Source organism: Paenibacillus sp. FSL H8-0104, assembly GCF_038050215.1.
GTDB lineage: Bacteria > Bacillota > Bacilli > Paenibacillales > Paenibacillaceae > Paenibacillus > Paenibacillus amylolyticus.
The window spans coordinates 4,473,602-4,487,101 of sequence record NZ_JBBOTC010000001.1; the positions used below are offsets into that span (position 1 = coordinate 4,473,602).

At 47.6% G+C, this 13,500-nt stretch carries 16 protein-coding genes; 1 reads left to right on the forward strand and 15 read right to left on the reverse strand.

What is annotated here, in order from left to right; genetic code table 11:
* Positions 1–57: 57 nt before the first annotated feature.
* The 11 genes from NST38_RS19910 to spoIIIAA all read right to left on the reverse strand — a co-directional run bounded on the left by NST38_RS19910 (position 58) and on the right by spoIIIAA (position 8,483).
* Positions 58–468, reverse strand: coding sequence for an Asp23/Gls24 family envelope stress response protein (locus NST38_RS19910; protein WP_017687593.1), 411 nt, complete (start codon positions 466–468; stop codon positions 58–60).
* 217 nt (positions 469–685) lie between these two features.
* Positions 686–2,029 carry an acetyl-CoA carboxylase biotin carboxylase subunit gene (gene accC, locus NST38_RS19915; RefSeq protein WP_036614375.1) on the reverse strand — a complete coding sequence of 448 codons (1,344 nt, stop codon included), beginning with the start codon at positions 2,027–2,029 and terminating at the stop codon, positions 686–688.
* 55 nt (positions 2,030–2,084) lie between these two features.
* Positions 2,085–2,549 (reverse strand): acetyl-CoA carboxylase biotin carboxyl carrier protein, encoded by a 465-nt coding sequence (gene accB / locus NST38_RS19920; protein WP_076251231.1) that lies wholly within the window; start codon positions 2,547–2,549, stop codon positions 2,085–2,087.
* Positions 2,550–2,688: 139 nt separating this feature from the next.
* Entirely contained in the window at positions 2,689–3,519 is an 831-nt protein-coding gene (locus tag NST38_RS19925) for a SpoIIIAH-like family protein (protein WP_076251024.1), read from the reverse strand.
* A gap of 66 nt (positions 3,520–3,585) precedes the next feature.
* On the reverse strand, positions 3,586–4,224 hold the full coding sequence (spoIIIAG, locus tag NST38_RS19930; RefSeq protein WP_036614381.1) for a stage III sporulation protein AG: 639 nt from the start codon (positions 4,222–4,224) through the stop codon (positions 3,586–3,588).
* Between the two features lie 15 nt (positions 4,225–4,239).
* The gene (spoIIIAF, locus tag NST38_RS19935; protein WP_076251022.1) at positions 4,240–5,070 is read right to left on the reverse strand and encodes a stage III sporulation protein AF; all 831 of its coding nucleotides are present in this window, start codon (positions 5,068–5,070) and stop codon (positions 4,240–4,242) included.
* A gap of 31 nt (positions 5,071–5,101) precedes the next feature.
* On the reverse strand, positions 5,102–6,244 hold the full coding sequence (gene spoIIIAE / locus NST38_RS19940; RefSeq protein ID WP_370511423.1) for a stage III sporulation protein AE: 1,143 nt from the start codon (positions 6,242–6,244) through the stop codon (positions 5,102–5,104).
* Between the two features lie 68 nt (positions 6,245–6,312).
* Positions 6,313–6,702, reverse strand: coding sequence for a stage III sporulation protein AD (spoIIIAD, locus tag NST38_RS19945; protein WP_017687586.1), 390 nt, complete (start codon positions 6,700–6,702; stop codon positions 6,313–6,315).
* 32 nt (positions 6,703–6,734) lie between these two features.
* Positions 6,735–6,938 (reverse strand): stage III sporulation protein AC, encoded by a 204-nt coding sequence (spoIIIAC, locus tag NST38_RS19950; protein WP_017687585.1) that lies wholly within the window; start codon positions 6,936–6,938, stop codon positions 6,735–6,737.
* Positions 6,939–6,967: 29 nt separating this feature from the next.
* Positions 6,968–7,486: a stage III sporulation protein SpoIIIAB gene (gene spoIIIAB / locus NST38_RS19955; protein WP_036614389.1), complete on the reverse strand. Its 519-nt coding sequence runs from the start codon at positions 7,484–7,486 to the stop codon at positions 6,968–6,970.
* A complete protein-coding gene (spoIIIAA, locus tag NST38_RS19960) occupies positions 7,479–8,483 on the reverse strand; it encodes a stage III sporulation protein AA (protein WP_036614390.1) in 1,005 nt (334 codons plus the stop codon). Before spoIIIAA ends, spoIIIAB begins: the two co-directional genes overlap by 8 nt.
* 264 nt (positions 8,484–8,747) lie before the next feature.
* Here spoIIIAA and NST38_RS19965 point away from each other — a divergent pair, with 264 nt between their 5' ends.
* Positions 8,748–9,497, forward strand: coding sequence for a 2-phosphosulfolactate phosphatase (locus NST38_RS19965; RefSeq protein ID WP_076251020.1), 750 nt, complete (start codon positions 8,748–8,750; stop codon positions 9,495–9,497).
* Between the two features lie 85 nt (positions 9,498–9,582).
* Here the strand turns inward: NST38_RS19965 and NST38_RS19970 are convergent, their stop codons facing one another.
* The 4 genes from NST38_RS19970 to aroQ all read right to left on the reverse strand — a co-directional run bounded on the left by NST38_RS19970 (position 9,583) and on the right by aroQ (position 13,431).
* Positions 9,583–10,836 (reverse strand): aspartate kinase, encoded by a 1,254-nt coding sequence (locus NST38_RS19970; protein ID WP_036614392.1) that lies wholly within the window; start codon positions 10,834–10,836, stop codon positions 9,583–9,585.
* A 190-nt stretch (positions 10,837–11,026) separates the two neighbouring features.
* Positions 11,027–11,584 (reverse strand): elongation factor P, encoded by a 558-nt coding sequence (gene efp / locus NST38_RS19975; protein WP_036614394.1) that lies wholly within the window; start codon positions 11,582–11,584, stop codon positions 11,027–11,029.
* A gap of 290 nt (positions 11,585–11,874) precedes the next feature.
* Complete coding sequence (locus NST38_RS19980; protein WP_074095697.1) at positions 11,875–12,948, reverse strand: M24 family metallopeptidase; 1,074 nt, start codon at positions 12,946–12,948, stop codon at positions 11,875–11,877.
* Between the two features lie 39 nt (positions 12,949–12,987).
* A complete protein-coding gene (gene aroQ / locus NST38_RS19985; protein ID WP_036614400.1) occupies positions 12,988–13,431 on the reverse strand; it encodes a type II 3-dehydroquinate dehydratase in 444 nt (147 codons plus the stop codon).
* Positions 13,432–13,500: the final 69 nt, after the last annotated feature.

Sequence of the window (13,500 nt, forward strand, 5' to 3'; positions counted from 1 at the left end):
GACCTGTCCAAGACGGGATAACCCCCGGCAGATGATGCCGGGGGAATCTGTCTTCTTTTATTTTACGCGCTGACTGTTCAGGTCGATCTCTTCCACTTTCTCGGTGCTCTTGAACTGAACGTCATGAATGTGCACATTCACTTCATTCACATTCAATCCTGTCATGTTCTCGATGGAACGTTTCACGTTCTGTTGAATCTCCGTAGCTACTTGTGGCAGACGGTATCCGTACTCGATAATTACGGAAACATCAACTGCAGCTTCACGTTGGCCCACTTCAACTTTAACGCCCTTGGAAAGGTTTTTGCGACCAAGCAATTCAGCAAATCCGCCAGCGAATCCGCCACTCATGCCTGCAACACCTTTCACTTCAAGGGTCGCCAATCCAGCAATCACTTCAATAACTTCAGGTGCGATCTGGATTTCACCGATATCCGTTCGTTCAAATTCAGTCGGTAGTGTACTCATAACTGTTCAACACACCTTTCGCGAGATAAGTTTGCGGCCATCCGTCAGGGCGCTGGACTCAGGTTAATCAACCTTCAGAACCCTTCCGGTCCGGCTTTACCGGAACTCCTGCAAACATCCGCGAGGTGCGGGCTTATCCTTTGCAGGAGACATGCGCTCTTATTATTCATACTATATCATTTGGGCTACATTATGACAAACAAGCCCAATATACCTTTTAAATCTCGTTTTCCTCAAGAAATTTGATATCAAAGTCACCACGAATGAACGTTGGGTGCTCCAGCAATTTCTGATGGAAAGGAATAGTTGTAGATATGCCTTCAATCGCAAATTCCCCAAGCGCACGTTTCATCTTGGCAATCGCCTCTTCACGATTCGCTCCCCACACGATCAATTTTGCGATCATGGAGTCATAGAAAGGTGAAATGGTATAACCCGGATAAGCAGCACTATCTACACGAACGCCAGGTCCTCCCGGTGCAAGGTAGAATCCGATTTTGCCTGGTGAGGGCATAAAGTTACGGTCCGGATCTTCTGCATTGATACGACATTCAATGGACCAGCCATTGATAACCACGTCTTCCTGACGGAATGAGAGTGGGTTGCCTTCAGCTACCGAGATCATCTCACGGATCAGATCCACGCCAGTAACCATCTCAGTTACCGGGTGCTCTACCTGAATACGCGTATTCATCTCCATGAAATAGAACTCGCCATTCGGGCTGAGCAGGAACTCCAATGTACCCGCTCCCGAGTAATCCACAGCAAGGGCAGCCCGTACCGCAGCTTCACCCATCAGTGTGCGCACATCTTCGGAGAGAATCGGACACGGAGCTTCTTCTACCAATTTCTGGCGACGACGCTGAACCGAACAATCACGCTCTCCCAAATGTGCTGCATTTCCGTGTTTATCAGCAATGATCTGAATTTCCACGTGTTTCATACCTGTCAGGAATTTCTCCAGATATACACCTGCATTGCCAAATGCCTTTTGTGCTTCCTGCTGAGCAGCGGTAATCTGCTTAATCAGCGTTTCTTCATCTTCGGCAATACGAATTCCCTTACCTCCGCCACCAGCAGTAGCTTTGATAATAATAGGATATCCGATATCTCTAGCAATCATGATGGCTTCATCCATATTTTCAACAAGGCCGTCTGATCCAGGAATAACAGGTACTCCTGCATCTTTCATCGTCTGTTTGGCAACAGCCTTGTCTCCCATTTTGGTAATGGCTTCGGGTGAAGGCCCGATGAATGTAATATTGCAAGACTCACAAATTTCCGCAAAATCAGCATTCTCCGCCAAAAAACCGTATCCAGGGTGGATTGCATCACATTCCGTCAGCGTAGCTACACTCATCAGGTTTGTGAAGTTGAGGTAACTGTCCTTAGACAGTGTCGGTCCGATACAATAAGCCTCATCTGCAAGACGAACATGCAGAGAATCCTTGTCCGCTTCCGAGTAGACGGCTACCGTTGAGATACCGATTTCACGGCAGGCACGAATAATACGTACCGCAATCTCTCCACGGTTCGCAATCAGTATTTTTTGAAATTTCATTTCGTTTTGTCCTCCTTCGAAGCTCATGCGGTTAGCTGTTAACCAGCTATAACGGTTATTCCGGTTTCACCAGGAAAAGGGGCTGCCCATACTCGACCAGCTGTCCGTTCTCAACCAGCACTTCAACGATTTCTCCCTTGATGTCCGCATCAAGCTCGTTCATCAGCTTCATAGCTTCGATGATACATACCGTTGTTTTCTCAACAACTTTATCACCAGCGCTCACAAAAGGACCCGCTTCCGGCGAGGAAGCTCTGTAAAAAGTACCTACCATCGGAGATACAATTTTATGTAAATGACTTGTAGTATCGACCTGCGGTGCAGCTTCACTTACCACTGCTGCCGGCTGTACTTGCGGAGCAGCAATCATTTGCGGTTGCACAGCAGTTGCTTGAACATACTCCGTTTTGCCCGGTTTGCGGATTGATAACCGTGATCCTTCATTTTCAATTTCCAACTCTTGAACGGAACTTTCATCTACCAGTTTAATCAGTTCTTTGATTTCACTCAATTTAAACATTTCCATTATTCACTCCTTCGGCATCATGCCAGTCTCACTAGGACGGTCATATGGCTTTATGTATTATATCATAATCATTAAAAATGGAAAGAGCCCGAGAGTGCAACCAGCTCCCGGGACTGCATTTCCATGATTTGGATTACTGTTCTGTGACGTATTGCACGCTGATTTTGTTCTGTGAAACCGCCAATTCTTTCATGACCAGATCCACAATGGATACCGCCTGTTTTACATCCAGTTTGTCACTGAGGACCACAACCTTATACTTGTCGGAATCTTCTTGAACGATCGCATTAGCGTACTGTTGAGAGAGCGTCTCCTCAATGCCAGTGATTTTAGCTTCTTTTTCTTCCAGTGTACGGAGTTGCTCGGTTGCTTTGGCATTCTCCTCTGGCGTTTTGCTCAGATCACCTGCCACGGTCATCAGTTCCTCATACTTACGATTGTTGCTTTCCTCACGTTGCCACTGGTAGTTCTGGAACTGGCTGCTCGCAGATGCTGTCGTATTCTGCTCTTCCATTTCCTTGAGGACTTCCTCATCTGTCTTGGTTGCAGTGCCGCCTGCCTGACCGTCTGTCTCCGGTGTAGTTGTTGCGCCTTTGTCGGTCTCTTTGTTGGTTTCTTTACCTGTCTCACCCTTATTTTCGCCTGGTTCGACAGCAGGTGTTTTCTCTGTATTTCCAGCTTCTTTACCTTCCGTAGCCGATGGTTCCTCCACAGCGCCAACCGCACTTGGATCACTTTCAACTTCGCCGCTATTCACCACTTCATTTACAACCAAACCTTCTGTAGGATCAAGAATGCCTGCCGTCTCCTTTGCTTCCCCCTGCTTGATTCCATCCACTTGCTGACTGTCAGCCACCGGCGCGTTGACTGGACCGGAATCCTCAGTGAACAGATAATACGCGGACAAAATGACCATCAGACTCAGCATGGAAACGAGCCATACCGTTTGACGTTTGTTATTCATTAGAACTTCCTCCTCAAATTGGCTTCAATCTTATGAGAATTGAATCTTGTGATTCAACACATCAGATTAGTCTTGTTTGCGCGGTACAACCGAAATCCGGTAGGCTGCCACATTCAGTCCTTTTTCCACAGCATCGGTTATCAGGTCCTTCACAACCTTGTTCTCTGCACCCCTCGCAACCACAAGCACCCCACGGATCTGCGGTTTGAGCTTTTTGGTCACTATAGGTGTCTGATCCCCTGCTATTTCGTAAGTAATAATCTCGCCATCACGGGTATATTGCGTCATATGCCGTTTGCCCCCGCTAGCATCGGTTTCTTCGGTAAGTTGCTGAGAATCCTTCACGTTCCGCTGAACGACCAATTCTTCTGTGGAATCCACGGTAACCATCACATCAACCGTTCCCACACCAACAATGTTTTCCAGCACACCTTTGATTTTGTCTTCAAATGCAATTTCGATCGCCTGAAAAGGATTCTGTTCCGACGGATCACTCTGTATGGATGCCATGGATGTTGCCGGGTCCGGTGGTTCCCGACCGATATTTTCGGAATCAATTTTTTTGACATTGACGAAGGAATTGAACAGCATGATTCCCACCCCGATCAAACCCAGGATAATCAGCCAGCGGAAGGTTTGACTTCGCCTTGCCCCACCCTCTCCGCCACCCATCCAGGTTTCCATCTTTTTGAACCATTGTTTCATCGGACACCCTCCTTCTCAGAGCACTTCAGCACTTTTTGGTTCTGTCACTTGAACGTTGTTTGCATCAACATCCCACTTTTCAGTCAACAATGTAATAATCTGCACCGCATATTCGGACCTTGTGGATGTCTCACCTTGCTGCTTCGTCTCATCTGCTTGATCACGTATAACAGGCTCCGAAGACGCTTCATTTCCATCACGTTGCCCTCTACTCACATCAATCTGAACATCAGGCACTTCAATCTGACCGATCTGGATGGGCTGCTGTATTTGATGTGATTTATCCTTCTCGACTTCTGTGTCTGTTCCAAATATGGGTTGTGTGTTAGCAGCGACTTCTTGCTGCCCTGCCTTCACTTCTCCTTCTACACCCTCTCCGGCCATCTCGACCAACACACGCTGGATCACAGGCAGTTCGACTGATGAGGCAGCTTCCATCTCCGTTTCAAATTTACTCATGGTCAGCTGTACCTCTACGGACCGCACCTTGGCTCCTGTTGTTTCTTCAATCTGACCTTTCATGACATTAGCCAGTTCTTTGGCTGTCCATTGTAAGGATTGTTCCTGTTCATTGGATTGTAGCCGTTTGCCCTGAGCTAATATCTGTTCGAGTGTCGCATTCCCATTCGATGGAGCATCCATTGCAGACATTGCCCGTTTCAGTTCGCCAACCGGATCACTTTTGAGCAGCTTGGTTATGGGTGATAAAAGGGTCAGCAGGATGAGAAGGCTCAGCACAAGCTTGACATAACGTTCCATGGATCGATTGGGCAACAACATATCCACAAAAGTCGCCAGCAGAACGATCATAATCAAATCCTGGAGCCAGTTGCTCAGCCACCCCATCCTTTCCACCCCCTTTCTTGCCAACATACATTCAGCGCATCATGACAGTCAGATTGCCCGCGGTCAGCAAGATGGTAATGGCCAGGAAAAACATCAGCCCGACGGCTGCCAGCGCCGCAAATACGTAGATCATGCTCTTGCCGATGGCCTGGAGGCATCCTACAATCGGGGTGTCTCCTAGCGGTTGCATAATGGCACCAGTTACGTTGTATATCAAGGCAAGAGCCAGAATCTTGAGTGCCGGAAAGGCACATAGAAACAAAATGATGATCACTCCGGTGAGTCCAATTGCATTTTTGACAAGTAAAGAAGCTGTAATTACCGTATCCGTCGCATCCGCAAATGTTCTGCCCACGACAGGGACAAAGTTGCCTGCGATGTATTTGGCGGCCTTCAGGCTAACTCCATCCGCTACGGAGCCCGATGCTCCCTGAACCGAGATTACACCCAAAAACATCGTCAGCAGGATACCCAGCAGTGCCACACTAATATTGCGCAGGAGGTCTGCCAGCTGTGTCAGCTTGTACTTGTCAGACAATGAACTGACGAGATGCAGAACAGCTGAGAAGAAGAGTAACGGGAATACCAGCAAGTGAATCAACGTACTCACCAGATGAATCATGAAAATGATGAGTGGATGTGTCACCGAGACGGTGATGACATTACCCATGGACGCAAGCAGTGTGAATAACAAGGGAACCATGGCCATCATGAAGTTGATCATGCCGGTTATGGCATCCTTGGCGTATCCAATCGCCACACTGAAGCTGTTAATCGCAATAATGATGATGACCATATAACAGATGGAATAGGCGATTTTGCTAATATTATTTTTCTCAAATGCGGTCTGAAGTGTCTCCAGAATCATGCTGAGTACACTTAACATCACAATCGTGACCAGAAGTTTGCCATTATATAAAATTTCATGCAGCATGAAGGTTCCTATCGCTACAAACACCGATTTCAGGCTGAACCCTTCATTGCCGGGGATTAACATATCCATGAAGGAAGGGGTCTTCCCATCCGGGAAGAAACCACCGTATTGTTGCATCAGTTGATCCCAGTATTTCTCCACCTGATCCTTGGGAAGGTGATCGGCCTGCTGCTCCATCCACTCACCGGAAGGCGAGGTTGCAGTAACCTGTCCCAGGATACCAAACAGAAAACAGAGCATCAGCACAACCGTAAGGCGCCACTGCGGCTTAAGATGCATTGATTTCATATGAAGTCCGCACGCCCTTTCTACACCGGCATCAGCTTCATGACGGTTTCGATAATAATGCTGATGATCGGTATAGCAAGTACAAGGATCAGTACCTTACCAGCCAATTCGATCTTGGACGCAATGCTTTCTTGACCTGCATCCCTGACAATCTGTGCGCCAAATTCAGCGATGTACGCTATGCCAATAATTTTCAGCACCGTTTTCAGATAAATACTTTCCATGCCTGAATTCTCGGCAAGCCGCTTCAACACTTCGATGACTGCTCCGATTTTGCCAATCAACAACATGAAGATGACAATGCCGGTCGCGGCAGCAATCAGAAAGGCAAACATCGGTTTCTGTTCCTTAATGACCAGAATGAGCACTGTTGCGATGAGCGCCAAACCTACAACTTGGATAATTTCCACAGGTCACCACCATCCGGCTTCATGACCGTTTTTCATTGAAAAAGAAATATCGATTTGATCTCTTGTAGCAGGCTGTCCAGCATACGGACCACCATGAACAATACAACGACAAATCCGATTACGGTCACCCAGTGAGCCATATCTTCCTTTCCCATTTGTTTCAGTACCGTGTGAATCATGGCGATGATGATTCCGATACCCGCAATTTGAAAGATTGCGTTCACTTCTAGATTCATGACCTTGGCACCTCACTATCCCGGCTATTTCAGAAGATCAGAATGACGATTAACGCTCCGACAAGCATCCCGAGGCTTCGGCTCATTCGTTCATATTTCATTTGATCGGCCTGGGCGCGGGATTCCTCATGCATTAGTTGTTGAATGGCTAACGATATATGTTTGGTCTGATCCTGACGGTCACTTGTGCCAAGGCTGAAGCTTAATTGCAGCATCACTTCCTTCTCGTCAGCCTTCATGGCCGATCTTCCCCACGCCAGATCCACGCCTGACTGCAGACTTTCCCGGGCAGTGAGTCCATGAGGAGGTTCCATCTGTGTAGCTGCATGAAGAAACAACGTCTTTACAGGTTCTTTGGTCTGTGCTCCCATCTTCCCCATGGCATCGGGAAGTGGAGTGAGCCCATAGTTAATCTCCGTCATTAGTCGCTGGAGGGCTGCAATGAGTTCTCGCAACTGTCTCGGTCTTAATGCATACTGTCTGGCCTTGTAAAATCCGGCGAGGGTGCTGGCTAACAGAATAATTACCGCACCAAACATGTTAACCAAAGGCTTCACCTCCTGCCCCGGTCAGCTGCAACCCACGCATTTTGCCATCAGCCAGCCGAAAGGTCATGCCCCGGCTCGTCCGTTGCAGCTGGACATAACGTTGAAACATCTGCTCCGTAATTAAGGTTCTGAGGGCGGGTCTGGCCGACAGCTCCGATAGGTCACGGCCATGCGCAGTCGCAATCACTGAGACTCCTGCATGCAGGGCTTCCATCACAGCCTCGGCATCCTCCGGACGACCGATCTCGTCCACAATCAGGACATCGGGCGACATGGAGCGAAGCATCATCATCATGCCCTCAGCCTTCGGACAACCGTCCATCACATCTGTTCGGGGACCTACGTCGAAGCCAGGTACTCCTTTGTAGCTACCAGCGATTTCGGACCTTTCATCCACAATGCCCACTTTCAGACGTGGACGTATTCCCTGAACCAGTTCAGTTCCCCCTGTAAGCTTTGTACCACTACTAATTTGTCTCGCCAGATCTCGCAGCAACGTCGTTTTCCCTTGTTGTGGTGGTGATAGGATCAACGTGTGCAGGACCTGTCCGCTCTTCATATCGAGAAGATAAGGAAGGATACGATCAGCCACTCCATGTACCTCACGGGCTACGCGAACGTTAAACCCGTTGATGTCACGCAAGTATTCGACACGCCCACCGCTTAGTACCGTTCGTCCAGCAAGCCCGATTCGATGTCCCCCAGGTATGGTGATGAACCCTTTGCGCAGTTCCTCTTCCAATGTATAAAGTGAATGGTTACTGATCAGGTCCAGCAACCTGTGCGTCACTTCTTTCTGAGGAACATACGCTTCTTCAGGATTCCCGGTCGGACAACCTTGAGGTGTCAGGAAGTGGTATGTGTTGCCTGCATTAATCTCCAGGGGTCTGCCTTCACGAATACGTACTTCCTCCACTTGTTCCAATAGAGCGGGTGGCATTCTTCCAAGAATGGTTCGGATCGGTTCCGGAAAAAGTTCCCTCCAGTTCACCTTCATGAGTAGGCTCCTCCAACCTTGAGATCATTTGGTTCACACTTCTGGCGCTTGTTCATATCTCAAGTTTATGCCTGTACATTTAATTTATGACGCTGAAATCTATCAATTCTTCAGAATGCGGTTGAGAGTTGAAACCATAGATGCACCTTCTGTTCTAGGCACCCGTCTAGATGTGCATGCATATAGTAATTGCAGATAGGTAAGTTCCATTCCGGTTCAAAACAGAACTACCGATCCCCAGATACCAGAAAGGAGTTGTGGGGAGTGCGAGTTGATGTCGTTGGCAATGTGAATGAAGTACGTACCATTGATATTGCAGGGCGAAGTGCAGTTGTCATTGATGTATTGTGTACGACCAGTACGATTGTTACGGCTCTGGCGTATGACGCTTCGGCTGTGATTGCCGTAGAGACCGTTCCACAAGCCAAACAAATGGAAGTGAAAGATTGCATTCGAGGCGGGGAGCGTTTTGACAAAAAAATCACCGGATTCGAAGTGGGGAATTCCCCCTATGAATATATGACTGCAGGCATTGCAGATAAAACAATCATTCTAACCACAACCGATGGAACACGAGCTTTGATCAAGGCTTCCAAGGGGAAACATGTATTCGCTGGTTCATTTCTCAATGTGCAGGCTGTTGCAGCAGCTCTATGTGAACTTCAACGAGATGTATTGCTGTTATGTGCGGGGAACCAGGATGAATTTGCTCTGGAGGACGGCTTGTGTGCTGGATGTATCATCGATGAACTGCACCGTCAATCCTGTTCTCCCCTCCAACTTAACGATCTCGGCATAGTGCTTCATCAGGCGGTATCCCAACGTAGTGAGAGCATCCCGGAGTTGGTCCAGGGGTCTGTTAGCGGGCGGAGGCTTGAAAAGTTAGGCAGAGTTCATGATATTTCGTATTGTTCTCAATTAAACCTGCTGGATTGTGTTCCCGAGATGGGGGAGGGGAACCGCATGCAGCCTTATAGAGGCATACGCGGGGGAAAGATGTTCAAGTTGATGTGAGAATTGCCATGAGAAAAACAAATAAGGTGTACTGCTGCCCGTTGGCAACAGTACACCTTTGCTAATTTACATATATTGAAGATACTTATCTGCGATCTTGAGGTCCACCGATAACGGCTTGCTCGGCAGTGTCGAGATCATATGCTGTATGCAATGCCTTAATGACGTCATGCAGCTTATCTCCGTCAATAACACAAGATACTTTGATCTCGGAAGTGCTCACCATCTTGATACTCACGCCTTCAGCCGAAATGACTTTGAACATCTTCGCAGCTACACCAGGATGACTGACCATGCCTGCGCCAACAATGGAGATTTTAACGAGGTTCTCCTCAGATGTAACTTCACGGTAAGGCAAGCGGCTGTGAAGGCCTTCAATGACACGTAATGCGTTCTCACGATCAGACAGCGCCACAGAGAACGAGAAGTCCGCTTTGCCATCCATCACTCCGCTCTGAACGATAATGTCCACATCCAGCTGATTGGATGCAAGCGCACCAAATACTTCGGCCAGAACTCCTGGTACATCCGGCACACCCAGAATACTGATGCGAGCCACGTTTTTGTCATAGGCAATACCACTAACCACTACGCCTTGTTCCATTGCTGCTTCCTCCTTCACAACCGTTCCTTCATTATGGTTAAAGCTGGATCTTACGATTAAAGGTACACCGGAATGCTTCGCGTACTCTACTGCACGCGGATGCAACACCGCTGCTCCCAAATTAGCAAGTTCTAGCATTTCGTCATACGATATTTCCTTCAGCTTGCGCGCAACCTTAACGATCCGCGGGTCCGTAGAATAGATTCCGTCTACATCCGTATAGATCTCACACGCATCAGCCTTAATCGCTGCCGCCAGCGCTACAGCTGTTGTATCCGAACCACCACGACCGAGCGTTGTGATCTCGCCGTCTTCCGTCATGCCCTGGAAGCCTGCAACAATAACAATGTTGCCCTCGGCAAGTGCTGCATTCACACGGTCAGGTTGAATATCATGAATACGTGCTTTTCCGTGAACCGGCTCTGTGCGGAATCCCGCTTGCCAGCCCGTAAACGATACTGCCTTACGTCCAAGCGCTTGAATAGCCATCGATAACAAAGAGATCGAAATCTGTTCTCCTGTCGTTAAGAGCATATCCATCTCACGAGCAGGCAGTTCACTATTCAGTTGTTTTGCCTGATCAATCAAATCATCTGTTGTATCCCCCATGGCCGAAACCACAACTACACACCGATGTCCTTCATCAGCTTTTTCTACAACACGTCCGGCCACACGCTTCATGCGTTCTGTATCTCCGACCGAGCTACCCCCAAATTTCATGACGTACAATGACAACGCAAATCCACTCCCTACCTTGTGCAGTATGCATAATTAATGTCCATCGTCATTATTCTCTACGAGAAATGACTTTAACCCAGTATATTACGAAAGCGCCTGATAGGCTAATCTTTTTTCGAAAAAACCCTCTGCCAAAGGAATGGCAAAGGGTTGTTAATAACCTTTTTTAGCTTACAAGCTGTGAAAGTTACGCACGGGAAGAGTATTTACCTTCACGTGTGTCAATCAGGAGAACGTCACCTTCGTTAATGAACAAAGGAACCTGTACGTTCAAGCCTGTTTCCACTTTTGCATTTTTGGTAGCGCCTTGTGCAGTGTTACCTTTAACACTTGGCTCAGTCTCGATGACTTTCAACTCAACGCTTGTTGGCAAGTCAATTCCGAGAATTTCACCTTGGTAGCTAACAATCTTAACGACCATGTTTTCTTTCAGGAAGTTCAATTCCCATTCCAGTTGTTCACTAGTCAATGTGAACTGATCATATGTTTCGTTATCCATGAACGTGTGCTCTGTACCGCTTGCATACAGGTAGGATACGCCACGGTTTTCAATAATGGCACGACCAATCGTTTCGCCTGCACGGAATGTTTTTTCAACAGTGTTACCGTTACGCAGGTTTTTCAATTTGGAACGTACAAAGGCAGCGCCTTTACCTGGTTTAACGTGTTGGAAATCAAGTACGGTATAGATATCGTTATCTACTTGCACGGTCAAGCCTGTTTTAAAATCGTTTACTGAAATCACAAAAAATCCCTCCTGATATGGTTAAAAAGTAGGTGATATAAGACGATGGGTTAATGTTATATGTAAAATGAGCCCAAGAATGGCCACCTCGTTCACTTCGATTGCAGTACCATCCTCTGATCGCTGTTATCCCCAGATTTTTTTGATCCCATTATCAATGGGAAAATCCGGTGATAAAGGCGAACGCTTCGCTTCTTCAGATTGGTTCTGCACTCTCTGTTATGGTGAAATTTCTTATTTTCAATTTAAATAACACATTAAAAATCGTCTTATATCCCTGTGGCTGTAATTTAGCCGATTACGGTGAACTTCTTGTCCGACTTCGTGAGAATATGAATACCCGTCTCGGTAATCACTACGTCATCCTCGATACGCACGCCGCCAAGCCCGTCAATATATATACCCGGTTCAACGGTAACGACCATACCCGGTTTCAATACATCGTCGCTAAGCTTGGACAAGCGAGGAGCTTCGTGAACTTCCATACCCAGACCGTGGCCTGTGCTGTGTCCGAATTGATCTCCATATCCGTGACCTGCAATGATATCACGAGCCAATGCATCTGCTTCCCGTCCGGTCATGCCCGGTTTCAGGTTCTCCAGCGTATGTAACTGAGCTTCCAGTACAATGTCATAAATTTTGCGCAGTTCAGGTACAGGTGTACCCGTTGCAATGGTACGTGTCAGATCTGAACAGTATCCGTCCAAAAGTGCACCAAAGTCAAATGTAATTAACTCATTTTGACCAATGACCTTGCTGCTCGCTACACCGTGAGGCATAGCAGAACGTTCACCCGAAGCTACAATGGTGTCAAACGAAGAGGACGTTGCTCCATGTTTGCGCATGAAAAACTCCATCTCCAGATCCACTTCACGCTCCGTCATACCTGGTTTTGCAAACTGCAAAACGTGGCTGAACGTGGCATCCGCCAGATCTGCTGCTCTCTGCATGACCGCGATCTCATCTTCATCCTTGAACATACGAAGTTGTTCCACGATCCCGGATACAGCTTTCAGTTCAATAGATTGCAGTGCTTCAGCATAAGCGGAATGCGTGCCAAATGTGACACTATCCTGCTCGAAGCCCACTGCTTTGATATTCGCGGATGCCAGTAGTTCACGCACTGTATCCATCGGCTTGGCTCCATGCTCCACAACGGTAAATCCTTTGGCTTGCTGAGGCGCTTGTGACATGTAACGGAAATCAGTCAGCAGATATGCATCCTGTTCCGTAATCAGCACATATCCCGCCGAGCCTGTAAAACCCGTCATATAACGACGGTTAATCGGGTTTGTAATCAGCATTGCAGTGAGTTCATGCTCACGCATGGCTTCACGCAACTTATTTACTCGTTTGTTTTCCATCGGTAACCCTTCTTTCTCTCACATTCCCGGGTTCCCGGCTCAGGTTTGTTTGTCCAGATGACGCACAAGAGCCAGCAATCCCAGTTCATAGCTTACTTCGCCAAATCCGGCAATCTGCCCGATTGTTTCCGCTGCAATCACTGAATGATGTCTGAACGCTTCGCGTGCATGAATGTTGGATAGATGTACTTCAACCGTAGGGACTTTTACAGCATTGATTGCATCACGTATAGCATAGCTATAATGGGTAAATGCTCCGGCATTCAGTATTATTCCGTCTGCCTCACCCATCGCTGCATGAATGCGGTCAATGATGTCCCCTTCATGGTTCGATTGATAAAAAGCGATGGAGACGCCAATTTCATCAGCCTGTCTGCGAATTTTGTCCTCAATATCCTTCAGACTAAGCGTTCCATAGATGCCCGGTTCGCGTACACCAAGCATGTTCAGGTTCGGACCATTGATCACAATAATTCGTTTCATCGCTGCTCCACCCTCTCTGCAAATAACCATCTGCTATTTTAACACAGCCATTGCCGGATTGAGAAGCTT

Excerpts from the sequence above, each read along its gene's own strand:
- spoIIIAA (WP_036614390.1), bottom strand. The coding sequence starts at position 8,483 with ATGAAGGTGAACTGGAGGGAACTTTTTCCGGAACCGATCCGAACCATT.
- NST38_RS19980 (WP_074095697.1), bottom strand. The coding sequence starts at position 12,948 with ATGGAAAACAAACGAGTAAATAAGTTGCGTGAAGCCATGCGTGAGCAT.
- accC (WP_036614375.1), bottom strand. The coding sequence starts at position 2,029 with ATGAAATTTCAAAAAATACTGATTGCGAACCGTGGAGAGATTGCGGTA.
- aroQ (WP_036614400.1), bottom strand. The coding sequence starts at position 13,431 with ATGAAACGAATTATTGTGATCAATGGTCCGAACCTGAACATGCTTGGT.
- NST38_RS19910 (WP_017687593.1), bottom strand. The coding sequence starts at position 468 with ATGAGTACACTACCGACTGAATTTGAACGAACGGATATCGGTGAAATC.
- spoIIIAF (WP_076251022.1), bottom strand. The coding sequence starts at position 5,070 with ATGGGGTGGCTGAGCAACTGGCTCCAGGATTTGATTATGATCGTTCTG.
- spoIIIAG (WP_036614381.1), bottom strand. The coding sequence starts at position 4,224 with ATGAAACAATGGTTCAAAAAGATGGAAACCTGGATGGGTGGCGGAGAG.
- NST38_RS19925 (WP_076251024.1), bottom strand. The coding sequence starts at position 3,519 with ATGAATAACAAACGTCAAACGGTATGGCTCGTTTCCATGCTGAGTCTG.
- accB (WP_076251231.1), bottom strand. The coding sequence starts at position 2,549 with ATGTTTAAATTGAGTGAAATCAAAGAACTGATTAAACTGGTAGATGAA.
- spoIIIAC (WP_017687585.1), bottom strand. The coding sequence starts at position 6,938 with ATGAATCTAGAAGTGAACGCAATCTTTCAAATTGCGGGTATCGGAATC.
- spoIIIAE (WP_370511423.1), bottom strand. The coding sequence starts at position 6,244 with ATGCTCTGTTTTCTGTTTGGTATCCTGGGACAGGTTACTGCAACCTCG.